This is a genomic window from Cyanobium sp. ULC065, assembly GCF_977927515.1.
In genome coordinates this window covers 2,382,362-2,402,379 of the sequence record NZ_OZ376393.1, presented here as the reverse complement: position 1 = coordinate 2,402,379, position 20,018 = coordinate 2,382,362, and the positions used below count along the sequence as shown (strand labels likewise).

At 62.3% G+C, this 20,018-nt stretch carries 32 protein-coding genes; 16 read left to right on the top strand and 16 right to left on the bottom strand.

From position 1 onward, the window contains the following. Positions 1–202: 202 nt before the first annotated feature. The 5 genes from ACXMDP_RS11870 (at position 203) to ACXMDP_RS11850 (ending at position 2,082) form a co-directional block, all read left to right on the top strand. Positions 203–367 (top strand): CsbD family protein, encoded by a 165-nt coding sequence (locus ACXMDP_RS11870; protein WP_457766924.1) that lies wholly within the window; start codon positions 203–205, stop codon positions 365–367. A 43-nt stretch (positions 368–410) separates the two neighbouring features. Then, positions 411–575: a DUF1328 domain-containing protein gene (locus ACXMDP_RS11865; RefSeq protein WP_457766923.1), complete on the top strand. Its 165-nt coding sequence runs from the start codon at positions 411–413 to the stop codon at positions 573–575. A gap of 159 nt (positions 576–734) precedes the next feature. Further along, positions 735–1,061 carry a CsbD family protein gene (locus ACXMDP_RS11860; protein WP_457766922.1) on the top strand — a complete coding sequence of 109 codons (327 nt, stop codon included), beginning with the start codon at positions 735–737 and terminating at the stop codon, positions 1,059–1,061. A 182-nt stretch (positions 1,062–1,243) separates the two neighbouring features. Continuing rightward, positions 1,244–1,792 (top strand): hypothetical protein, encoded by a 549-nt coding sequence (locus ACXMDP_RS11855; protein ID WP_457766921.1) that lies wholly within the window; start codon positions 1,244–1,246, stop codon positions 1,790–1,792. Continuing rightward, the gene (locus tag ACXMDP_RS11850; protein WP_457766920.1) at positions 1,723–2,082 is read left to right on the top strand and encodes a transglutaminase-like domain-containing protein; all 360 of its coding nucleotides are present in this window, start codon (positions 1,723–1,725) and stop codon (positions 2,080–2,082) included. The genes ACXMDP_RS11855 and ACXMDP_RS11850 overlap by 70 nt, the downstream gene beginning before the upstream one ends. 16 nt (positions 2,083–2,098) lie before the next feature. Here ACXMDP_RS11850 and ACXMDP_RS11845 read toward each other — a convergent pair whose 3' ends face one another. The 4 genes from ACXMDP_RS11845 to ACXMDP_RS11830 all read right to left on the bottom strand — a co-directional run bounded on the left by ACXMDP_RS11845 (position 2,099) and on the right by ACXMDP_RS11830 (position 4,133). After that, entirely contained in the window at positions 2,099–2,422 is a 324-nt protein-coding gene (locus ACXMDP_RS11845; RefSeq protein WP_457766919.1) for a hypothetical protein, read from the bottom strand. A gap of 48 nt (positions 2,423–2,470) precedes the next feature. Beyond that, on the bottom strand, positions 2,471–2,959 hold the full coding sequence (locus tag ACXMDP_RS11840; RefSeq protein WP_457766918.1) for a hypothetical protein: 489 nt from the start codon (positions 2,957–2,959) through the stop codon (positions 2,471–2,473). Between the two features lie 319 nt (positions 2,960–3,278). After that, entirely contained in the window at positions 3,279–3,425 is a 147-nt protein-coding gene (locus tag ACXMDP_RS11835) for a lmo0937 family membrane protein (protein ID WP_457766917.1), read from the bottom strand. A 585-nt stretch (positions 3,426–4,010) separates the two neighbouring features. Then, the gene (locus tag ACXMDP_RS11830) at positions 4,011–4,133 is read right to left on the bottom strand and encodes a hypothetical protein (RefSeq protein ID WP_457766916.1); all 123 of its coding nucleotides are present in this window, start codon (positions 4,131–4,133) and stop codon (positions 4,011–4,013) included. 620 nt (positions 4,134–4,753) lie between these two features. Here ACXMDP_RS11830 and ACXMDP_RS11825 point away from each other — a divergent pair. Next, the gene (locus tag ACXMDP_RS11825; protein ID WP_457766915.1) at positions 4,754–5,005 is read left to right on the top strand and encodes a hypothetical protein; all 252 of its coding nucleotides are present in this window, start codon (positions 4,754–4,756) and stop codon (positions 5,003–5,005) included. Positions 5,006–5,037: 32 nt separating this feature from the next. On the opposite strand, the gene ACXMDP_RS11820 is transcribed toward ACXMDP_RS11825, so the two are convergent. The 4 genes from ACXMDP_RS11820 to ACXMDP_RS11805 all read right to left on the bottom strand — a co-directional run bounded on the left by ACXMDP_RS11820 (position 5,038) and on the right by ACXMDP_RS11805 (position 7,375). Next, complete coding sequence (locus tag ACXMDP_RS11820; protein ID WP_457766914.1) at positions 5,038–5,409, bottom strand: AbrB family transcriptional regulator; 372 nt, start codon at positions 5,407–5,409, stop codon at positions 5,038–5,040. Positions 5,410–5,489: 80 nt separating this feature from the next. Then, on the bottom strand, positions 5,490–6,170 hold the full coding sequence (locus tag ACXMDP_RS11815; protein WP_457766913.1) for a thermonuclease family protein: 681 nt from the start codon (positions 6,168–6,170) through the stop codon (positions 5,490–5,492). A 36-nt stretch (positions 6,171–6,206) separates the two neighbouring features. After that, positions 6,207–6,956 carry a glycosyltransferase family 2 protein gene (locus ACXMDP_RS11810; RefSeq protein WP_457766912.1) on the bottom strand — a complete coding sequence of 250 codons (750 nt, stop codon included), beginning with the start codon at positions 6,954–6,956 and terminating at the stop codon, positions 6,207–6,209. Between the two features lie 254 nt (positions 6,957–7,210). Next, positions 7,211–7,375, bottom strand: a complete 165-nt coding sequence (locus tag ACXMDP_RS11805) for a hypothetical protein (RefSeq protein WP_457766911.1) — start codon at positions 7,373–7,375, stop codon at positions 7,211–7,213. A 141-nt stretch (positions 7,376–7,516) separates the two neighbouring features. Between ACXMDP_RS11805 and ACXMDP_RS11800 the strand changes: the two genes are divergently transcribed. Further along, the gene (locus ACXMDP_RS11800; RefSeq protein ID WP_457766910.1) at positions 7,517–7,837 is read left to right on the top strand and encodes an MTH1187 family thiamine-binding protein; all 321 of its coding nucleotides are present in this window, start codon (positions 7,517–7,519) and stop codon (positions 7,835–7,837) included. 146 nt (positions 7,838–7,983) lie between these two features. Here the strand turns inward: ACXMDP_RS11800 and ACXMDP_RS11795 are convergent, their stop codons facing one another. Both ACXMDP_RS11795 and ACXMDP_RS11790 read right to left on the bottom strand, forming a co-directional pair. After that, positions 7,984–8,190, bottom strand: coding sequence for a DUF1651 domain-containing protein (locus tag ACXMDP_RS11795; protein ID WP_457766909.1), 207 nt, complete (start codon positions 8,188–8,190; stop codon positions 7,984–7,986). 136 nt (positions 8,191–8,326) lie between these two features. After that, positions 8,327–9,961 (bottom strand): hydroxysqualene dehydroxylase, encoded by a 1,635-nt coding sequence (locus ACXMDP_RS11790; RefSeq protein ID WP_457766908.1) that lies wholly within the window; start codon positions 9,959–9,961, stop codon positions 8,327–8,329. A 92-nt stretch (positions 9,962–10,053) separates the two neighbouring features. On the opposite strand from ACXMDP_RS11790, the gene ACXMDP_RS11785 reads away from it, so the two are divergent. Further along, a complete protein-coding gene (locus ACXMDP_RS11785) occupies positions 10,054–10,725 on the top strand; it encodes a methyltransferase family protein (RefSeq protein ID WP_457766907.1) in 672 nt (223 codons plus the stop codon). Here ACXMDP_RS11785 and ACXMDP_RS11780 read toward each other — a convergent pair. Beyond that, positions 10,705–10,884 (bottom strand): ATP-binding domain-containing protein, encoded by a 180-nt coding sequence (locus ACXMDP_RS11780; RefSeq protein WP_457766906.1) that lies wholly within the window; start codon positions 10,882–10,884, stop codon positions 10,705–10,707. The two genes, ACXMDP_RS11785 and ACXMDP_RS11780, sit on opposite strands and share 21 nt — an antisense overlap. Before the next feature lie 148 nt (positions 10,885–11,032). Between ACXMDP_RS11780 and ACXMDP_RS11775 the strand changes: the two genes are divergently transcribed. Together ACXMDP_RS11775 and ACXMDP_RS11770 are read left to right on the top strand one after the other, a co-directional pair. Further along, on the top strand, positions 11,033–12,589 hold the full coding sequence (locus ACXMDP_RS11775; RefSeq protein WP_457766905.1) for a glutamate synthase-related protein: 1,557 nt from the start codon (positions 11,033–11,035) through the stop codon (positions 12,587–12,589). A 21-nt stretch (positions 12,590–12,610) separates the two neighbouring features. Further along, positions 12,611–12,763 (top strand): hypothetical protein, encoded by a 153-nt coding sequence (locus tag ACXMDP_RS11770; RefSeq protein ID WP_457766904.1) that lies wholly within the window; start codon positions 12,611–12,613, stop codon positions 12,761–12,763. Positions 12,764–12,849: 86 nt separating this feature from the next. Here ACXMDP_RS11770 and ACXMDP_RS11765 read toward each other — a convergent pair whose 3' ends face one another. Genes ACXMDP_RS11765 through ACXMDP_RS11750 form a run of 4 tightly spaced genes read right to left on the bottom strand, consistent with a single transcriptional unit; the run spans position 12,850 to position 15,222 of the window. Beyond that, the gene (locus ACXMDP_RS11765; RefSeq protein ID WP_457766903.1) at positions 12,850–13,635 is read right to left on the bottom strand and encodes an anti-sigma factor domain-containing protein; all 786 of its coding nucleotides are present in this window, start codon (positions 13,633–13,635) and stop codon (positions 12,850–12,852) included. Then, positions 13,632–14,216, bottom strand: a complete 585-nt coding sequence (locus ACXMDP_RS11760) for a sigma-70 family RNA polymerase sigma factor (RefSeq protein WP_457766902.1) — start codon at positions 14,214–14,216, stop codon at positions 13,632–13,634. Before ACXMDP_RS11760 ends, ACXMDP_RS11765 begins: the two co-directional genes overlap by 4 nt. A 32-nt stretch (positions 14,217–14,248) precedes the next feature. Continuing rightward, the gene (locus ACXMDP_RS11755; RefSeq protein ID WP_457766901.1) at positions 14,249–14,650 is read right to left on the bottom strand and encodes a hypothetical protein; all 402 of its coding nucleotides are present in this window, start codon (positions 14,648–14,650) and stop codon (positions 14,249–14,251) included. A gap of 20 nt (positions 14,651–14,670) precedes the next feature. Continuing rightward, positions 14,671–15,222 (bottom strand): EamA family transporter, encoded by a 552-nt coding sequence (locus ACXMDP_RS11750; protein ID WP_457766900.1) that lies wholly within the window; start codon positions 15,220–15,222, stop codon positions 14,671–14,673. A gap of 74 nt (positions 15,223–15,296) precedes the next feature. Between ACXMDP_RS11750 and ACXMDP_RS11745 the strand changes: the two genes are divergently transcribed. The 6 genes from ACXMDP_RS11745 to msrA all read left to right on the top strand — a co-directional run bounded on the left by ACXMDP_RS11745 (position 15,297) and on the right by msrA (position 19,284). Further along, on the top strand, positions 15,297–15,770 hold the full coding sequence (locus ACXMDP_RS11745) for a DM13 domain-containing protein (RefSeq protein WP_457766899.1): 474 nt from the start codon (positions 15,297–15,299) through the stop codon (positions 15,768–15,770). A gap of 3 nt (positions 15,771–15,773) precedes the next feature. Further along, the gene (locus ACXMDP_RS11740) at positions 15,774–16,487 is read left to right on the top strand and encodes a DUF4079 domain-containing protein (RefSeq protein ID WP_457766898.1); all 714 of its coding nucleotides are present in this window, start codon (positions 15,774–15,776) and stop codon (positions 16,485–16,487) included. A gap of 32 nt (positions 16,488–16,519) precedes the next feature. Beyond that, positions 16,520–17,767, top strand: coding sequence for a cytochrome c biogenesis protein DipZ (locus ACXMDP_RS11735; RefSeq protein WP_457766897.1), 1,248 nt, complete (start codon positions 16,520–16,522; stop codon positions 17,765–17,767). 159 nt (positions 17,768–17,926) lie between these two features. Continuing rightward, a complete protein-coding gene (locus ACXMDP_RS11730; protein ID WP_457766896.1) occupies positions 17,927–18,307 on the top strand; it encodes a hypothetical protein in 381 nt (126 codons plus the stop codon). After that, positions 18,304–18,621 carry a hypothetical protein gene (locus tag ACXMDP_RS11725; protein ID WP_457766895.1) on the top strand — a complete coding sequence of 106 codons (318 nt, stop codon included), beginning with the start codon at positions 18,304–18,306 and terminating at the stop codon, positions 18,619–18,621. The genes ACXMDP_RS11730 and ACXMDP_RS11725 overlap by 4 nt, the downstream gene beginning before the upstream one ends. A gap of 24 nt (positions 18,622–18,645) precedes the next feature. Continuing rightward, the gene (gene msrA, locus ACXMDP_RS11720) at positions 18,646–19,284 is read left to right on the top strand and encodes a peptide-methionine (S)-S-oxide reductase MsrA (protein WP_457766894.1); all 639 of its coding nucleotides are present in this window, start codon (positions 18,646–18,648) and stop codon (positions 19,282–19,284) included. Between the two features lie 17 nt (positions 19,285–19,301). Here the strand turns inward: msrA and ACXMDP_RS11715 are convergent, their stop codons facing one another. After that, positions 19,302–20,009 (bottom strand): molybdopterin-dependent oxidoreductase, encoded by a 708-nt coding sequence (locus tag ACXMDP_RS11715; protein ID WP_457766893.1) that lies wholly within the window; start codon positions 20,007–20,009, stop codon positions 19,302–19,304. Between the last annotated feature and the right edge of the window lie 9 nt (positions 20,010–20,018).

Genomic DNA, 20,018 nt, shown 5'->3' with positions numbered 1-20,018 from the left:
GTTGATACGCATCAATTCGCCCAGATCAGAAGATGGCTGAGTAGAAACAGCGATCCTGCAGATTTAATGCAGGAGAACTTAAGGAAGGCAAAAGATCATTGGTGAATCAATGCTCGTGTTCCTGAGCAGACTTAAAGAACACGTCCATATCACATGGATGTGAACATCCACAAAGGAGTCAGTCATGGGTATGGGAAAAGACATGAAAGCCACCGCCAAGAACATCGAAGGCAAAGTTCAGGAGGCCACTGGCAACATCACCGGTAACAAGAAGGATCAGGTAGCAGGCAAGGTCAAGCAAGCCCAAGCCAGCGGTGAACATGCCGTGGAAGACCTAAAAGACTCAGTGCGCGACGCTACCAACTAAAAAGAGATCGCCCAGCTAGTTAACACCGCCTAGGAGTTCCATCATGCTGAACTATGCCATAACCTTCTTTGTCATTGCAATCGTCGCTGCCGTCCTCGGTTTCAGTGGTATCGCCGGATCAGCTGCAGGCATCGCCCAGATCCTGTTTCTTGTGTTTCTCGTGCTTGCTTTGGTTTCATTCCTCACCGGCCGGCGCAGCGCGCTGTGAATAAGCATCTGAATCACAATGGTTCAATCAGGTCATTGTGATAGGAGTTGATTTGTCGGCAACCCCTGATTATTGAACAATCCTGGGCAAGCAGCATTGGTTGCCACGGATTTTCCTGCACTTGCGCCAAATCTCTTTCACCCCCTCGCCATCCTCACCATGATTAACCAACCTCGTTTTCTGCGTCAGCTGGCCGCCACTTGCCTTGGCTTGGCCTTCAGCCTGCTGGTGTTGATCGCCACGCCGGCTTTCAGCGCTCCCGCCCAAGCCTCAGGAGCCTTCACCCTCAGCGCCTCCACCTTGCCGCTGGCCGCCACCGCCGGCCGCGTCAAGGCGGGCGCCAAGGACATTGAGGGCAAGACTCAGGAGTCGGTTGGCAAGGTCACTGGCAACAAGGGAGATCGCCTCGCCGGCAAGGCGAAGCAAGCTGAGGCCAAAGGCCGGAATGCTGTAGAAGACGTGAAGGGCAAGGCCGGAATGGGCTGAGCCAGGAGCAGGAGCTCGGCCAGGCATCATCAACGATGATGCCTGGCCTGGCCTCTTACATGTTGAAGCCTTTTGCGCATAGGCCAACAGGCTCCAAGGCTGAGACCAACGATTCCGCGTGTGTTCCCGTCGACCCCTCAGACTGAAGCGACGGACGACCCATCCCCCAAGCGGCCCAGGCTATGCAGATTCACGTGGGCTACGAGCTGATCTACCGATGCCCGAAGCCCACGCCGATGATCCTGACGCTGAGCATCAACGACAGCCGCGCTTCGGACCTGATCGAACCGGACCGCATGGAGATCACCCCAGCGGTTCCGGTGCAGACCTACCGGGATTCCTACGGCAACCGCTGCAGCCGGATCCTGGCGCCCGCCGGCCTGATCACGCTCAGCGGCAACGGCGTGGTGGCCGACAATGGCCTCCCCGACCCGGTGCTGCCCTGGCTGGATCAGGAACCCGTGGAGGCCTTGCCGGAAGAGGTGCTTGTGTTTCTTTTGGGCAGCCGCTATTGCGAAACCGACCTGTTGTCGGAGACGGCCTGGCAGCTCTTTGATGACGTGCCATCGGGCTGGAGGCGTGTGCAGGCCATCTGTGGTTTCGTGCATCACCACATCAGCTTCAACTATTGCCAAACCAGTCCAACAAAACAGCCCATCAGGTGTATCAGGATCAGGTTGGCGTCTGCCGTGACTTTGCCCATCTCGCCATCACCCTCTGCCGCTGCATGAACATTCCTGCCCGCTATTGCATGGGCTACATCAGCGACATCGGCGAATCCCCGCCCTCTTCCGACATGGACTTTGCCGCCTGGTTCGAGGCCTACCTGGGTGGTGAATGGCACACCTTCGATCCGCGCAACAACAAGCCCCGAATTGGGCGCATCCTGATCGCCAGGGGCAGGGATGCGGCCGACGTCGCCCTGACCACCAGCTTTGGCCGAGCAACCCTGGAATCCTTCAAGGTCTGGACGGAGGAGTGGAACGGAGAGAAAGGCCAGCTGGCCAACCTGCCGAACTGAGGGAGAAGCAACCCAGTCAATGACCTACTGCGTCAGCATCCTGCTGAAGGAGGGAATCGTGCTCGCCTCCGACTCCCGCACGAATGCCGGCGTCGATGATTTCGCGAAGCTCTGCAAGATGACCTGCTTTGAGCGGGTTGGTGATCGGGTGATCATTCTGCTCAGCTCCGGCAATCTGGCTGGCACCCAGGCGTTGGTGAGCCTGCTGAAGCAGCGGGGATCTCTCCAGGATGGGCAGATAACCTCTGGACGAGGGGCATGGCGACCAAACGACCTGATTATCGATCAGTTGCCTGCGCCAATCCACCACTTCCCCTTGGCTCGATCGGCTCCGGGCCAAGGGTCTCAACGGAGAAGGGGATGGGCTACGGTGTGCCACCTGGTTGTTTCAGCTGGCGCATTTGGCATTCCAGCGATCCTGAAGGGACTTGGCCTGGGCGTCGTTGCCGGCCCGTTCGGCCGATCGGAGACTTGTCTGGGTCTGGTTGCAATCGGCCTGGTGAGCTAGTTTCGCGCGTTGGGTTTTGAGCTCCTGGATTTGGCCCTCCAGACGCTGACGGTCCTGTACCTGTTGATCTGTAACGGCCTGGCTGGCTTGTTTGGCTGATGCGGTGGCTGCGTTCCTGGCTTGCTCCGCATCAAGTGATCTCAGCTGCAGGGCGAAAGTCTCCTCCTGTCGTCGCATGCGGTTGGCTTCATCGCTGCTTTCCTTGAAAGCCTTGGCTTGCAGATTCTGTTGTTCAATGACCTGCTGTTGTTGACTGAGCTGGTCCCGTTGATGGAGCACCATTACGGAAACCAAAGAGATCGCGGCCACAACAGTTCCTGCAAGCCAGAGCTGAGTATCTCGTCGCATGGTTGAAGCCCTCTTGTTCATCTTCAGTCTATGAAGCTGCTCGTGAGTTGGCCTAGATGAGTTCAGATCTTAATCTTTAATGCGGTCATTCTGATCCGCTGTTCTCATACGTACGCGACACTTCACGTATGTCATTTGTACGATCTTTATATCATTTCTACGATCTTGCCGACAAAGTCCTTTAGCCTTGGGGCCTTACGGCAACCTTCTATCTCGGCATCGGTTGGCCATCAACCTAAAGCGAGGTTCAGACTAAAGTCACCACGGCTCCTAGCCGTCATGCCTTCGAAGCTCGTCCAAGGGGACTTTCATTGGCTCTGGGCATGCAATCGATGCCTCCTTAGACCCTTCGTCCCTGCATGAGATTCACTACCAGAAGGACCAATGCAACGACCAATAGCAGATGAATCAGTCCGCCTGCTGTAAAGGAACTGACCAGTCCCAGCAGCCAGAGAACTGCGAGCACAACGATAATCGTGTAAATCATGGTCTACCTCATTTCAGGTGTGAATGGCTGGGAGTTGGCGAATCAAACAAACGGTCGCTGTTGATCGCGCAGTCGATCATCTGACGAACGAACGAATCGGTCGCTCCATGGGCCATGCGAGCAGTGGCCTCCAATTCATTTGTCGTCCTTCTCCAAAGCGATGGGATGGGGACCGAGTAGGTTTCCCTGTTGAGGCCCTTAACTCCGTTCTAGACAGGGTTTGACGGCTTGGACAACCCGTTGCATTCCGTTGGAATCGGTCATGGGAATTGAGGTATACCGCTGCACTCGCTCGGCGCCGAGCACAACGGCGACCTCAAGGTCGTTCAGGTCCTGGAAGGCCTGGCGCATCAGCTCGGGGATGAGCTCACCGGGGCTCGTGCCCTGCATGAGCTGGGTCCCCGGCAGCCAGGGGGGGAAGCTTTTGGGCTGGTCCGTGTCCTCTCCTCTCGCTCAGATCCACTGCGGTCACTGGGGTCTGGGCGGATTGGCACACGTCTGTGCCGAAGCGGGGTGCTGGTCTATGTGCAACAGCTTCCAAGTGCGTGCACACCTCAGTGTTCGCAGCTTTGTCACTGATCGCCGTTAACGGTGGAGCTGATCAAGCCGGGCCATGGCGTTAATCGCTCCCAACGCGACGGCCAGATTGCCTGACTTGCGGGCCAAGACCTCCAGCCCGGCAAGCCGGGTGAGGGTGGCGGCCAGCATGCCGGTCCGCTCCAGTTCCCAGTCCTGGCGGATCTCGGCGCGGGCGACGTGGATATACCTATGCCCTCGCCAGTGGGCAATCCGATCGTTCTTGCATCGGTTTCTAAGGCCCATTGATGGACGACACGACACCCCACCGCAGCAGGGGTAAGGAGCGCGCTGACGATCCGGCCCCTGCTCCAACACTCTCATCGGATCTCTGGTTTCCCTGGCGCGTTACACCGCTGTGTGTGTGCGCCGCCGCCGTCGACTGCACCGTTAACGGCCTCGCCTCAGGTGCCCCGGACCCATCGGGAAGTCCCACTGGAACCCTGGCCCTAGGTGCCAGCGTCAGCCACTCCGCTCCCATCAACCAAACTCCCTCAGAGCCCGGTGGCCTCGTCACCGGGCTTTGTCATGTAACCCAGCGCCATGGCTGACCTCACCGACATCCACCAGGCTCTGGTCGAGGACTACCGCGAGTCTTTCGAGATCGCCGCCGGCAAGCTGCTGGCTCAGCCCAGCTGGACCCTGAAGGCCACTGTGGTTCTGATGCACCTCCACAAGGCGCCGTCACCATCGGGCCGCTGCGGAGCCTTCCCCTATGGCTGGATCACCTCCCGCCAGAGCTGGACGAGTTCGTGCGGCTTCAGGAGCAGGGAGTGGCCTTCGAGGAGGCCTATGCCCAATGCCTGGCCGAGCAGGGGCAGGAGTTCACAGACGCCTGCGAAGCCGCCAAGCGCAGCAAGCCGCTGGTTACCCACGACAACCTGGCTGAGCTGACCGCACTTTCCCAGAAAGGGTTTGCCCGGGAACCCCGCGAGCTGCTAGCGCTGGCCCAATGGTCCGACCACGTCAGCGGCTTCCTGGTGTCCTGCGAACCCTTCCGTTGACTGAGAGCGGCGGCCCCCCTCAGGCGCCCGGCTCACTCCTCGTCATCAGCCCCACCAGCGGGAACCAGGCGGATCTGCTTGCGGCCCAGCTTGATCTCGAACTCATCTCCAGGCTTGAGATCCAGCAGGGCGGAGTAGGCCTTACCGATCAGGAGGTTGCCGTTGCCCTGCACTGTGGCCACATAGCTCAAGCTGCGACCAGCCTTCCCTTTGCCGTTGCCACCACCCTCTCCGAGGCTGACGCCCTTGGCTTCCAGCAGCGCCTCATAGAATGCCGTGAAGTTCAGCCGTTCGCTGCCGTCCTTCTTGGTGCTGACGTAGCCGGCGGCCCGCACCAGGTCGGACTTGGAGGCATCCCCCTGCTCCTTGACTTTGGTCAGCAGGTCAGGTCCAGTGAGGGCCATGTTGACGCAGCATCGATTAGCTCGACCATAACGAACACGCTGATGTCGGCCAGAGCGACAAGGGGCGGTTGCCCGCCCCATCAGCGGAGGCTTTCGCAGGCCTCGCCATCGCCATTCCCATCCAGGTAGGTGTGACCTTGGCGCAGCAACTCCTGGGCCTTGGTAAAGCTGCCGATCTGCTTGCAGCGGTGACGCTGGCCTACCTTCGCAGCTGGGGCTGTCCCAGCAGGAGCCACACCTGAACTGACCGCACGGCTGCTTCCACCCGTACGCCGGGCCAGGCGAAAGTCCCAGGGCCGGGTGATGCCGCCAGGCACCTGCCAGACGCGAAAGCGATGGCGGGAGGCCCGGTACTCAGCATCGAGATACTCCTTGGCGTTGCACTGGCTCAGGTACTGGCGGTAGGTAAACGCCTGGCCGTCCTCCACCATCGCCAGGTTCAGATTCACCTCCCCGATCACCTCCGCCATGGTGCGGCCATAGCGGTCGAGCGTCTGGGGAAGCAGCGTCACCGGAGTGCCGATCCGCAACCGCGTTTGCAGATAGGCGCGGGACTGGGCGCCATAGGGTGCCTGGGCCATCTCGGGAGCATCGATACAGGCCAGCCGCACCGTGATCCGCTGCTGGCCCTGCTGCACCCGGATCGTGTCGCCATCACCGATCGAGAGCACCGTGGCGCGAACCTCGGGGCCGGCCATGGCGGCCGGGGCCGCCTGCACCGCCAGTAACAGACCCGAGAGCATGAGCTGAAGAAGGTTCATCGGGCTACTCAGGATCAACTGCGGCTTCCCGCAGAATCACCCGACAGTCATGCTGGATACAGAGAATCGACGATCACATTCAACCGGGCTGATTATCTGAGCAGAACGAAGGGCCCAAGACGCGGAAGCTTGGGTTGAGTGGAGCAGAATCCGCTCACCTCTTTCCCATGCACAACGTCTTGAAAGAAGCTCCAGGTCGTCAAACCAGGTTGTTTTCGTCATCTGGCCCCCATGCAACCGAATATGATAAACATGGGCATCAATCACCACCCCGGGTGCCATGCAGGTCACGGCCATCATCATGCCAAGATCTTCTCCTTGAGGTAAGCCCATCCAGCCACCAGCCCGCTTCAGAAGGTTGGCTTCCACGAGCAGCGTTGTTGGCCCCAAGGGGATGCTGGCCTTCGGTGTTGGCCAGGCACGCCAGATGTCTCCGGGGGAGCTGGGGCCTGCTGGCACGATTCCTGGGTCGATCTTGTAATCATCCGTACAGTATCCCGCAGACCAAAGTGCACCTTGATGACTGCGGATTGCATCCAGTCGTTTATCAATCGACTGCGGATGAAGCCAGTCATCGTCATCGGCGCTGGTAATCCATTCGCCTTTTGCAACCACCAAGCCCAAATTGCGAGCGGCGGCTTGGCCGATGGGCCGCCCTGTTGCAATGACAGTTGCCCGTTCGCAGAGTTCAGGCGGAAGGTCTTCCCGGCTGGCACCATCAACAACAACAACGTGTTCGACCAAGCAATCGTTATTCCTCAGGCTCTCATTCAACTCCACCAACATGCTGAGGCGATCTGGCAGAAGCCTGGTTGGAGTGATAACGCTGACAGTCATCAAGTTTGCAAGCGCTATGCCGTTGTCTCTTCACTGTAGACACCGTGAATCTGGGAGCCCGGCCAGGCGCCAGGGTCCAAGCTCACTACGGAGCGGCCTGTGGGCCCAGGCTGGGGTCATCAGCTCATTCTGAGGGGCCGACGCCCTTCCATCTTCATCACGCTCAGGGGCGCGGCTCCAGCCTCTCCAGCGCCGTGTGCAGCTCACCGATGAACGCCCTCTGCCGTTTCGTGATCGGGGATCAGGTACAGGCAGGGCTCACTGGCTCCGGCAGCATCCACATCCAGGTCAAGTCCCCGGGCCCAGTCGAGCAGGTGCCCGCTGGGGTAGATCCCCACCGCGCAGAGGTTCACCACAGCCATGGCCAACCCGGCGGTATGGCCTAAACGCTTGGCCTGGCCAATGGAGTGGGCAGGGCACGACCGGAGACGCCAGACACCGGCTACGCCTTGAACGGAGGGGGGACCAGGAGGATGGGAGCCTCTCAATCAAGCTTCCGGGGGCCATCGATGAAGGTGATCGTCGATCTCTGCGTCGTTCCGATTGGGGTTGGCGTCAACCTGGCTCCCTACATCGCTGCCTGTGAACAGGTGCTGCTGGACGCCGGCCTCAAGATCCAGCTGCACCCCAACGGCACCGCGATCGAAGGCGAGTGGGAGCCCGTCTTCAAAGCCATCGAGGCATGCCACACGGCCGTGCATTCGATGGGTTGTCCCCGCATCTACACCACCGTGAAGGTCAACACCCGCACCGATCGGGACCAGACGCTGGAGGACAAGGTGGCGAGCGTTGAGGCTCTGCTCCAAGAGCTGCCGCCCAGGGGCCAATGAGCAGCCAAGGGCTAGGGCCGGTTGCAGGGCTTGGGCTCGCGCTGCCCTGGTCGAGGCCTCTGATTCATCAATAGATCCGCCTGGTTTGCTTGTCAGTACGGCAAGCCGATCACGGCAGTGTGGCCTCAACTGCAAACAGGACCAGCTCACCACTGGGGGCGGCAGGGCGCCCAGCCTGCCTTGCGTTTCTCACCCCAGAACTTCAGGGCTTCCGTTCGTTTCAACTCCTGCCTGCGCTTCCGCAAAGGGATCTCCTGATCGGGCAGCAGCTCACAGGTGATGACCTCGGCCTTTGTTTCTGTCAAGCGACATCCGGAATTAGTGCTGGACCAGGTTTCGCTGTCGCCTGACATCCTGAATGAAGACTACGGACACTTCTGCCCTGACACTTGAGGTCATGGAATCAGAGGAGTGGGTGATGATGCGATCAGGCCAGCGAACGTCATGAGACTTCCATGCCACAGCTACGTTTAAATGATAACTTGCTCGCTATGAGTCAAGCCAAGGAAGTGTCAGGCCAAAGCCATCGATTTGATCCATCACGATTTTGTTGAGAACACGGCCTAGAACTACTTGTGGTTCATCAGCACGAATTGGGACGACCGAATGTTGGATGGTTTTCGATTGATTGGACCCATTGACGATTTTGCGCCTGATCAGGGAGTTTCCTGCTTCCAGTCCACAAACATAGGCTCTTTCCTGGCAAAGACCTTTGGCACCATGCTCTTTGTCGCCCATCCGCACCCAGTCACCAGCGCAGACGATCGTCTCTACTGAGGTTTCCAAGGGTGGGCGCATCCTGAAACTGCCGGGAGAGAAGTGAGACACAGAATCTGGATAACGCCGTACCTCGTAATCAACTACCTTCGCGTTCCTAAATTCAGGGTGAGCAATTGGAAGCAAGTCATGCATAAGTCGATCAATAATCTCTTGATCACTCATCACTGCGATGACAGATGCGTTGTAAAAGTCGCTTGCAATCACGGAACCCTGCGGCTGGTCATGACCCCATAGCGCCCGCTCCGATTCTTTTTGCAGTTGGTCAAGCATGAAAAATGTGCCTCCGGCACCCTTCAGCGATTCGAAGCGAGAGAAAACATTGACTGGGTAAGCGATTGGAACATAGCGATCCAGCCACAGACGTGTTGAAATGACATCGATCGAACCGAGAGAAGCAGCGGCAACAAGCTCTGGCGCTGCTTTGCTGCATTCTGGAGATTGAGACATCAGGGATTGAAGTCCTTTAGCACCCACCGCTAAAACCACAGCATCGACGTCATCAATCACCTTGACCTCTTTTGTTTTTACACTTTGAATTTCAACCGAGCTTATGCGTTGCGTCTCAGATGAAACATTCAACCGTGTCACGACGGTTCCGCCAAGGACGCGCAGATGATGGCGAGACATCAGCCTTCGACTGAGAGGCTCAAACAGTTGTTCGGCAATGCTTTTTGAATGAATCCAACGAACATCAAACGAGTCTTGATGTGCCAGGGCGTAGTAATAGAGGAGCTCCATGGTGACAGCGGCCGAAACTTCTTCGGGAGGCTTGAACAAACCGACAAGCAAAATCGGTCGCAAGAATTCATTAATTAGTCGATCGCTGATGCCAAGCTTTATAAACAGTGATTGTGCGCTAAGATCGTCGTATTTGCGGAAAACCTTGTCGCTGCGATAGAGGTCCAGCATGGCATAGAGAAGTCCTGCGATGCTGAGTCGATCTTGAATAGGAAGTCGCTTGAAGTTTTTGATTGTTGCAAGCGCTTGGCCTAGGGGGCTTGGCCATTGTGGTGATTCTCCAAAAACAGGAGCTGTCGCTTCCAATCCATCGGGTGACCAAAAAGCACTGGTTGTAAAGCCGGTGAAAATATTGCCAGCTTCGAGCTCTTCTGTGAGGGCATTGATGTTGGGATAGTCCTTCCAAAAGCCCCTGGTTCCAGCCTCAAAGGGTTTACCGCTTTTGGTTGTGATCGGTTGACTGCCAGTTGGATCGACCATCCCATCAATCAAGGTCACGTCAACGCCGGCTTCGCAGAGTGACTTTGCGGCACCCCAGCCAGCCCATCCGCCTCCGATGACGACCACATGAGATTGTTTTCTGTCAGGCATGGTGTCGTCTGGCATGGCTCGTTCTAGCTGGCAGCGGCGGTGTGAGCGGTTTTGGCGGTCGCGACGCCCGACAGGACCAATAGGGTGCCGTCAGCGAGGGCGCGCGGATGGCTGAATCAGCACGGGACGAGGGCCAGGCCCCGCCGGCGGGCTGGAGCCAACTCACGGCGATCAACACCGCCAAAATGCTCACGATCGTGCTGCTGCTGGTGCTGGCGGCCGTGGTCGGGGTGAAGGACATGCGCCAGGTGGTCTATCTCAGCCTGCACATCAGCTACTGCCTCTGGTGGCTGCTGGAGCAGTGGCTGTTTCCCGAACGGGCTCGCCAGCTGTTCAGCGAGCGTGTGGCGGTGGTGGGGTTTGGCTTCGCCCTGCTGTTGATCGGGGTGCTCTACAGCCTGCCGGGGCTGCTGGCCTTTCTCAATCCCATGCCCATCTCCCACGCCGCCGTGGCGGTGGCGCTGGGGCTGTTCAGCTTCGGCAGCCTGATCAACGCCAGCGCCGATGCACAGAAAACCACCGCCAAAGCGATGGGTGCTGGCCTGGTGAGCGACGGCATCTGGCGGCGCGTGCGCCATGTGAACTACCTAGGCGATCTGCTGCGCTACCTGAGCTTCGCGGTGGTGGCCGGCAACGGTTGGGCCTACCTGGTGCCGGGGCTGGTGCTGCTGATCTATCTGCAGCGCATTGGCCAAAAAGAAGTGCAGATGGCGGCGAAGTACCCGGAGTTCAGCGCCTGGCAGAAGCACAGCGCGCGGCTACTGCCAGGCCTCTGGTGAGGCCCACGCAGCCGGCATCAACCGCGGCAAGCAGCTGGTGATGCCGGTGAACACCCGATTGCGCTGCAGCATCGCGTCGTGGTGAATGAGCAGGGGGATCACCACGGCGGGGAGTTCGCTGCCCTGGCTCTTATGGCTCGTGCAGGCATTGGCCGGCACGAGGGTGCCGAGTTCGCCCCTGGGTTCTGGGACACGAATGACACCCCCACCCCCTTACCTGATCAGGCGGCGCTCTTTCTTAGCCGGCTGCACACTGAATGGTGGGCCACCGGCCCGTGTCGTACGCCTGAGCTCGATGCCAGCACCGATGGTTGCTGCCAGCACCCCCATCAGCGTGGAACTGGAGCAGGGAAAGGAGTACTTCTATTGCGCCTGCGGAAGGTCGGCTGACCAGCCCTTCTGCGACGGCTCCCATCAGGGCACCGGGTTCAGCCCCCTGGCCTTCGTGGCCGAAACGAGCGGCAGCGCCGTGCTGTGCCGCTGCAAGCAGACCGCCACTCCGCCTTACTGCGACGGCAGCCACAGCCGGGTGCCGGCCGATCCGGCCGGATCGCTCTACAGCGTCCACGCGGATGAGCCCAAGCCCGAGCTGGTTGAGGCGATGCCGACGCCCCAGCCCACGCCGGAAGAGCCCAACGTGGTGCTGATCCATGAGCTTGCCGAGCACGGCCTCGATCGGGTGGGCCCCGAGGGGCCGCTGGCGGCCATGGGCGTGCCGCGCTCCCAGCTGCCGCTCTGGGATGACATCCAGATCCTGGTGGCCCAGTTGGCCCGCCAGCCCCTGCCGAGTGAGGCGGCGGTGGGCACCGAGCTGGTGATCGGCCCCCAGGCGCGGCGACCCCTGCGGCTGGAGATACCTCTGCTGGTCTCCGACATGAGTTTCGGGGCCCTCTCCGAGGAGGCCAAGCTGGCCCTGGCCACCGGGGCCGAGCGGGCCGGGACGGGCATCTGCTCCGGGGAAGGCGGGATGCTTCCGGAGGAGCAGGCCGCCAACCGGCGCTACCTCTTCGAGCTCGGTCCGGCCCGGTTCGGCTACCGGGAGGAGCTGCTGCCACACGTGCAGGCCTTCCATTTCAAGGCTGGCCAGGCCGCCAAGACCGGCAGCGGCGGCTACCTGCCGGCCAGCAAGGTCACCGCCCGCATCGCCGCCATCCGTGGCATCCCTGAAGGCCAGCCGATCCACTCACCTCCCACCTTCGTCGATCTCCATACGCCAGGTGATTTCCGCGCCTGCGCCGATCGGGTGCGGGAACTCACCGGTGGCATTCCGGTGGGCTTCAAGCTCAGTGCCCAGCACATCGAGGCCGACCTCGACTTCGCCCTTGAGGCCGGCGCTGATTACCTCATTCTCGATGGCCGCGGCGGCGGCACCGGCGCCGCTCCCCTGCTGCTGCGCGATCACATCGGCGTGCCCACCATCCCTGCCCTGGCGCGGGCCCGGGCCCACCTCGACCGCCGGGGCGCCAGCGGCCGCGTCACCCTGATCGCCACCGGAGGCCTGCGCACTCCGGCCGACTGCGTCAAGGCCCTGGCCCTCGGGGCTGATGGGATCGCCCTGGCCAATGCAGCGATCCAGGCGATCGGCTGTGTCGGCGCCCGGATCTGCCACACCAACCGCTGTCCGGCAGGCATCGCCACCCAGGATCCACAGCTGCGCCGCCGGCTGGAGGTGGAGCATGCGGGCCAGCGGCTGGCCAGGTTCCTGCAGGCGGCGGTGGCACTGATGCAGGTGCTGGCACGGGCCTGTGGCCACGACCATCTGCGCGGCTTCTCCAGGAACGACCTGGCCAGCTGGCACCGGGAGGTGGCGGATCTGGCTGGGATCGCCTGGAGCGGCCCGGCTCAGGACAGTCCGTTGGTGTAGTGACCCCAACGTGTTGCCCAGATGGTTCCCACTCTGGTGATCGCTGTCGGCCACCAACCCGGCGACGCCTATCCGCGACGGATCGACCTCGACCTCGACCTCGACCTGATGGTGGTCGGCTTGGCATTGGTTCGGCTGCTCGATCAGTTCCAGCCTGATCAAGCAACAGGCTGATTCTCAGCAGCAAGCTGATTGCCAGGAGGAGCCTGATTCCTTCGCTCCCTGATCTTGATCGAGCGTGTGGGGCCCGTTGCCAGGCTTCAGATGCTGCTGCTGAGAACCACGCGTCCGGTGGGACTGGCACCCACCTGATCGGTTTCCACACTCACGCTCACACTGGTGGCCACGCTGGTGGGCATCGTGGGGATCAACATCGCCACGTGTCCCTGCCCCGTTGGCACGAACGCGACGCAGCCCACCTTCTGTCCATCGACGTTGGCCCAGAGGCGGTAGACGTGGTGGGGTGGCAGTGGCGGTAGATCGTTCAGCATCAGGACGTTGTGGGTGGGGTTGCCAGTCACCATCACCTCACCGGAAGCCTGCATGAGCGGATCCACCGGCTTCAGCGCCATGCGGCGACTTTCCTGATTGGGGGCTGCAGGGGTTTCGACACGGGCCGTGACCCGCTGCTCGATCCGGGCCAGCTGCTGGCGGGTCTGCTGCAGCTGCACTCCCAGCCCCAGCAGCGCGATCCCCATCAGGGCCGGCACCAGCCAGCCGCAGAGATCGGGGAACTCCACCCGCCTCCGCTGCCCACGATCAGTTTCCCTCCCGTCCTGCACCTCGCCATGCCGATCGAGCAGCCGTTGTCGCAACCGCCGCGGTGGTGGGGCCGTGGGCGGCAAGGCCAGGGGCAGCAGCTCCAGAGTGGTCTGAAATTCCTCCAGCCGTTGCCGCAACTCAGGGTGCTGCAGCAACAGAGCGGCCAGCTGCTCCCTTTCGGTCGCATCTAGATCGCCCAGGGCATGGCCTGCCAGCAGGGCGTCGACCGCGAAGCGATCGGGGAACGGAGTGTCGTCCGCCGAGGTGGGGTAGTGAGGATTCATGGTTCGTTCCCGAAGTCGATCAGCAGCTCCCGCAGGCGGATCAGGCCCTGGCGGGAGCGGGTCTTGACGGTGCCGAGGGGCAGCTTCAACCGCTCTCCGATCACCGACTGGCTCAGGCCCTCGTAATAGGCCAGCTCCAGCACCTGTCGCTGGTTGGCGGGGATCGCGGCGAGCGCCGCCGTTACCCGCTCGGCCAGATTGCTCTGCTCGGCGCTGTCCTGGGGGCTCGTCACCGACGCCGGCAGCAACTGTTCCGACCAGCGTTGCAGCAGTTGCCAGCGGTTGCGGCGCTGGTTGAGCCGGTTGATCGCCATCGAGCGGGTCAACAGCAGCAGATAGGCCAGCACCGGGCCCCGCGCCGGTTCGTAGCGGCCCTGCTGCCAGTAGCGCAGGAAGACGTCGTGGGTGAGGTCCTCCGCTTCCTGGCTCGACCGACTCAGCCGCAGCGCCAGGCGATAGACCGCACTGCCGCAGGCGTCATAGAGCGCGCCCAGGTCGTCGAACGGTGGGGGGTGATCCAAATGCCCCTGCTCGGCCTGGCTCCAGGCAGGCGCATCGGGATCGGAGGGGGGCAGTTCCACGGAATCAGCTGCTCCCTGGCCGTCGTTCTCCTTTACCGGCGAGGGGAAGGATCGGATTGATTCGGCCGCCGGCCCATCCAGACACCGCCTAGCAATAGCGCGATGCCGGCGGCTGTGGCCGTGTGGATCGGCTCCCCTAGCAGCAGGGCAGCACTGGCGATGGCCACCACGATCGTGAGGCTGCCCCAGAGTGCAACGGTGGCCACGCTGCAGCGGCGGTAGGCCAGCCGCAGGGCCAGTTCACTGCCCAGGGAGAGGGAGAGGGCATAGATCAGGATCACCCCCACTACCCACCAGAGCTGCAGCAACAGGAAGTGGTGCGGGCCGAAGAGCACTAGGGCGATCACCGCGAACACCAGCGCCGTGATGGTCGACCCAACGCCGATCGAGAGGGCCGCGGGCCAGCCCCGGCCCGCGATCGTGCGGCCTGCCACCGCGGCCCCACTGAATGCCACTACCCCCACCACCCCCAGGCCAGGCCCTGCAGGTCGTCCATGGGGCCTCCCATGGCCGCCCTGGTGATCTGGGGGAGCAGCAGGCCGGCGGCGATCAGCGCCAGGCTGAGCCAGAACGCCCGTGGCAGGGATTCCCGCAGCAGCCAGCGGGCCAGCAGAGCCGCCCCCGGCAGCACCATGGCGAACAGCAGCGTCTGGCTGATCACTGATAACGACTGGAGCGCCTGGTAGTAGGCCACCGGTCCGAGGAACATCCCCAGGAAGGCGTGGGTCACGAGCAGCCTCCGGTCGTCCGGAGACAGGTTTGGCAGCACCCTGGTGAGGTCACGCCGCCCCGGCAGCAGCGTCGTCAGCCCCACCGCCAGCTGGGCGAAGAAGAAGACGTTGCAGAAGCTGATCGGGTTTTCGCCGAGAACAGAGTGGCTGTGGCCATAGGCCTGCAGGCCCTTCAGCACTGTGGCATCAAGTCCCTTGAGCAGCACGTAGAGGCCGATGGGCAGAACGCGGCGCCAAGCCGGATGCTTCAGCGCCAATCCGATCGGAGCGCTCATCGGTACAGAGAAGGTCTGAGGACCATGCCGCTTCGGTTCATGGCCTTGGCTTTCCCACTCTGTTTGCAACCGTCATGACGGCTCTCAAGACAACTCTGGTCGGCGCCCTGGCCCTGGCCATGCTCGGCGGTTCCGCCATTCCCATTCATGCGCAGAGCATGATGAAGCAGGAGAAGATGATGGCCCCGGCCGGCGCGATGGCCAAAGGCAGCTTCCGCAAGGCCGAGGCGCCCGTCAGCGGCAGTTTCCAGATCAAAAAGGAAGCCGGCAAGCAGGTGCTGGTGCTCAGCAGCGATTTCAAGACCAACGACATGGCCCCCGACCTAAAGGTGATCTTCAGCCCGTCGGCCACCCCCCTGGCGAGCACCAAGGCCCCCGGCTATCCCCTCAAGGCCGGCAGCTACACGATCCTCGCCTCGCTCAAATCCGCCGCTGGCGCCCAGAGCTATGTGATCCCCGCCTCGATCGACCTGAGCAAGCAGGGTTCGGTGCTGATCTGGTGCAAGAAGTTCAACGCCACGATGGCCTGGGCCCCCCTGAAGCCCTGAGCCATGCAAACCGTCGACTGGCTCTGGCTGCTTCACCCAGCCCTGGCTGTGGTGCTCGTCTACCCCCTGCTCGGGATGGTGCTGCGGCTGGCGCAGCAGACCCGGGACCGCCGCCTCACCCAAGCGAAGCATCCGCCCACCGTCGGCCGTGATCACGCGGATCTTGGCAAGTGGCTGGCGGGTTCGGTGGTGGCGATCGTGCTGCTGGCCGAGGCAGTGGTGATCGCCACCAAGCACCCCCTCTCCGCCTTCGAAGGGGGTGGTTCGCGGCTGGCGTTGCTGCTGCTGGTGCTGGTCGGCTCCGGGGTCGCCCTGGCGGCCCTCTGGCGGGTCAAGCGGCCCGCCTATCGGGCCAGCTTCGCCCTGCTCTGCTGGGCGGGGGTGATCGGGCTGGGGCTGCAGCCGGAGGTCTTCCGGCTCAGCGACAATCCGTTCGACCCTGCCTTCTGGCAGTCGCACTTCTGGGGTGGCGTGGGTCTCACAGGTCTGATGCTGTTCTCGGTGTCCTGCCGGCCTGAGATCCACAAGCATCTGCGTTGGCGCCGGTTGCATGTCAGTGCCAACGCCATGGCGGCCCTGATCTTCCTGGCACAGGGGATCAGCGGACCCAGGGATCTGCTCGAGATCCCACTCAGTTGGCAGAAAGCCACCCTCTACAGCTGTGATTTCGTGGCGAGAACCTGCCCGGCCCCGGCTCCGGCGTCTCCCACCCCATGAGCCCCCCTTGAATCCACACTGCCAACAACGCCATGGCCCTGCTGCTCCTGGCCTTCGTGGCCGGTGCGCTGACGATCCTGAGCCCCTGCATCCTGCCTGTACTGCCGTTCGTGTTCACCGGGGCCGGGCGACCGTTCCACCTCCGGGGTCTGCCCCTCCTGGTCGGGATGGCGCTGTCCTTCACCGCCGTTGGCGTTCTGGCCGTGGTGGGGGGAAGCTGGGTGGGGCGGGCCCACCAGTTCGGGCGGATGGCAGCCCTGCTCGTGTTGGGCACGTTCGGGTTAGCGCTGCTGTTTCCCGCCGTGGCCGACCGGCTCAGCCAACCGCTGGTGCGGCTGGGCCAGGGGCTGTCGCGACGCTCGGATCAGGCCCGAAGCTCCGGGGCAAAGGCAGCTTCATCAGCTCTGCTGGGGGTGGCGATCGGCTTGTTGTGGGCGCCCTGCGCCGGCCCGATCCTTGGTCTGGTGCTCACCGGCGCGGCGCTCCAGGGTGCGCCTGCCAGCACGGCCCTGTTGCTGCTGGCCTATGCCGCCGGCGCCAGCACCTGTCTGGCGATTGCCCTGCTCGCCGGTGGGCGCATGGCCAACATCCTGCGGCGTTCCCTTCAAACCACCGCCTGGTTGCGCCGGGCCCTAGGGGGTGCGGTGATCATCAGCGTGGGAGCGATCGCCCTTGGCCTGGAGCAGGCCTCCCTGGCCCGCTTCCCCCTGGCGGACACCAATGCTGTTGAGAAGACCCTGCTCGCAAAGATTCCCGTTGATCCACGGGCCGTGGCGACCGCCCTTGCGGCGAGTCCGCTGCCCGTTCTGGGCACTCTGCCGCCCTTCCCGAAGGGGGCGGTGTGGCTGAATTCGCCCCCACTCACCCGTGATCAGCTCTGGGGCAAGGTGGTGCTGGTAGACATCTGGACCTATTCCTGCATCAACTGCGTGCGGACCCTCCCTCACGTGCGCGCCTGGGCCCAGAAGTACAAGGACCATGGCCTGGTGGTGATCGGTGTGCACGCACCGGAATTCCCCTTCGAGCGCGATCTTGCCAATGTTCGGGAGGCCACCCGGAAACTCGGAATCACCTACCCGGTGGTGATCGACAACGACTTTGCGATCTGGAAGGCGTTCAACAACACCTACTGGCCAGCCTTCTATTTCATCGACACCCAGGGCCGCATCCGCGGCACCCACTTCGGGGAAGGCGCCTATGCCAAATCAGAGAAGACGATCCAGCAGCTGCTTCGGGAGGGTGGCTTCAGCTCGGTGCCCGCCGGCCTGGTTAAGCCTTGAACCGCGAAGGGTACCTCCACTCCGATTGGCACCCTCCTGCGTTCTTTATCGCGGCGACAGCGCCTGACCCTCGGTCACCAGCGCAGCCCCTGGACCAGCCTCTGGCGGCAGCCGGTGTCCATGGCATTGCGGATGCCCTAGCCGGTGTTCTTCCTGCCCATGACCTGCCTCTACCTTGCTGAGGTGGCGATCTTCGCGCTGGCCTTTCAACTGGACGGCCGCCACCTTGAGGGGGAAGGGGCCATGGGCCTGTCTTCGAGTGTGGTGTTCTCGCTTCAGAACCTGTTCAGTACCAGCTTCCAGTCCGCCCGGGTCACCTTGATCTACACCCTTGGCCTGGCCGCATTGCAGCGGATCGCCGGCCTGCTGACCTACGCCATGGTCACCGGTCTGTTCTTTCTGCACTTCACCAAGGTGGATGCCCCGCTTCGGTTCAGCCGCAACCGCTGCCTGAGTTGCTCGCCCGGTTGCCATCTCAGCTGTCGGTTCGTGACCGGGGATCCCACTTACTGGCTGCGGGTGTCCTGTAGCTCCATGTGACCGCCGTTCTCAGCCACAGCCTGGGCGCTGACAGACCCATTGTTAGCCATGGCATGGAGGCGATCCGGCGGGCCAGCGCGGCCATGCTGGTGCTGGTGGAAGGCACCGACGAGGTGACCGGTTCCCCGCTGCTTCAACTGCACCACTACCGGATTGACGACATCCTCGAAGGGCATGTGTTCGACGATCTTGTGTCCGAGGACGCCAACGGGCTCCTCAGGGTCGATCTGGATGCCTTGCACCGCACCCACTTGATCGGCGAGCCTCCGCACGCTGTTGGCTTTGATCCATCCAAACGTTCCCCTCGCCTGTAATCCAAGAGGACGTTCCCCACCCCCATGCGCCTGTCCGTTTCTGTCGCCGTCGCCGCACTCGGCCTCTGGGCCCTGCCGGGCATGTTCGCTGCCAGTTCAGCGGTCCCATCCACCTCCGCCAAGCCAGGTTCCACCCAAATGGCGGTTCTGGCCGGGGGCTGCTTCTGGGGGGTGGAGGCGGTCTTCGAGCGCGTCCGCGGTGTGTCGCACGTGGTATCTGGCTACGCCGGTGGAACCAAAGCCAGCGCCGATTACCAGCAGGTGAGTTCAGGCAGCACGGGCCATGCCGAAGCGGTGCAGATCACCTACGACCCGAAAGTGGTGAGCTACGCCCAACTGCTGAGCATCTACTTCTCCGTTGCCCATGACCCCACCGAGCTCAACCGCCAAGGCCCGGATGTCGGCAGGCAGTACCGCTCCGCCATCTTCTTTGCCACCCCGTCCCAGCAGACGGCGGCCAGGGCCTCAATCACCGCTTTGCGCACCAGGAAGGTGTTCCCACGCCCGATCGTCACCCAGGTGGTTCCCTTGCAGGCGTTTTATCCGGCAGAGGCCTATCACCAGGATTACATCGCCCACAACCCCTTCAATCCTTACGTTGTAGTGCATGATCTGCCCAAACTCGCCCAGCTGAAGCGGCAATTCTCCCAGTTGCTCAAATAGCTGGTTGTGGCTGCGCTTTACAGCCCAGCAAACCACTCGTAGCCCTGGTCCTCCCAGGTGCCGCGGCGCTCTTCCAGGCTGGCCATCACCTTCAGACTCGTGACCCACTTGCTGAGCTTGTAGCCGAGCTTGATCGGCGTGGCGATGCGCACGGGGGCCCCATTCGCTGCCGGCAGAGGTGCACCGTTCATGGCGGTGGCCAGCAGGGTCTGGGGGTGCAGGGCCGAGGCGATGTCCCAGGTCTCGAAGTACTGGTCGGCGGAGTCGATGGCCAGGTAGCCGCCCAGGCTGGAGATCCCCGCCAGGGCAAGCACATCGGCCAGGCGCACCCCTGACCAGGCCACGATCGCCGCCCAGCCTTCCACGCAGACGTGGCGCATGACCAGCTCGTGCTGGGGCAGGGCTGCCAGTGCCGGCAGGTCGAGGCTCAGGGGCCGGCCCACCAGGCCGTCAACCCGCAGTCGGTAGTAGGCGGGATCCAGCTGGGGCACCCCGTTGAAGCTGTTGACCAGCAGATGCTTGGGGTCCACCTGATCCCGGCGGAACAACGGCACCGGGCCCTTGCCCTGCATCAACGCCTCGATCCGCTCGTTGAGCGGCTGGGTAACGTTACCCACCGTTTCGCTGAAGCCATTAAGGGCGCAGCCCCCCAGCAGGAGCGAGGAGCCGCTGCTCACACCCAGACCAAGCAACTGGCGACGGTTAAAGCGGACTGGATCGGTCATGGGAACTTT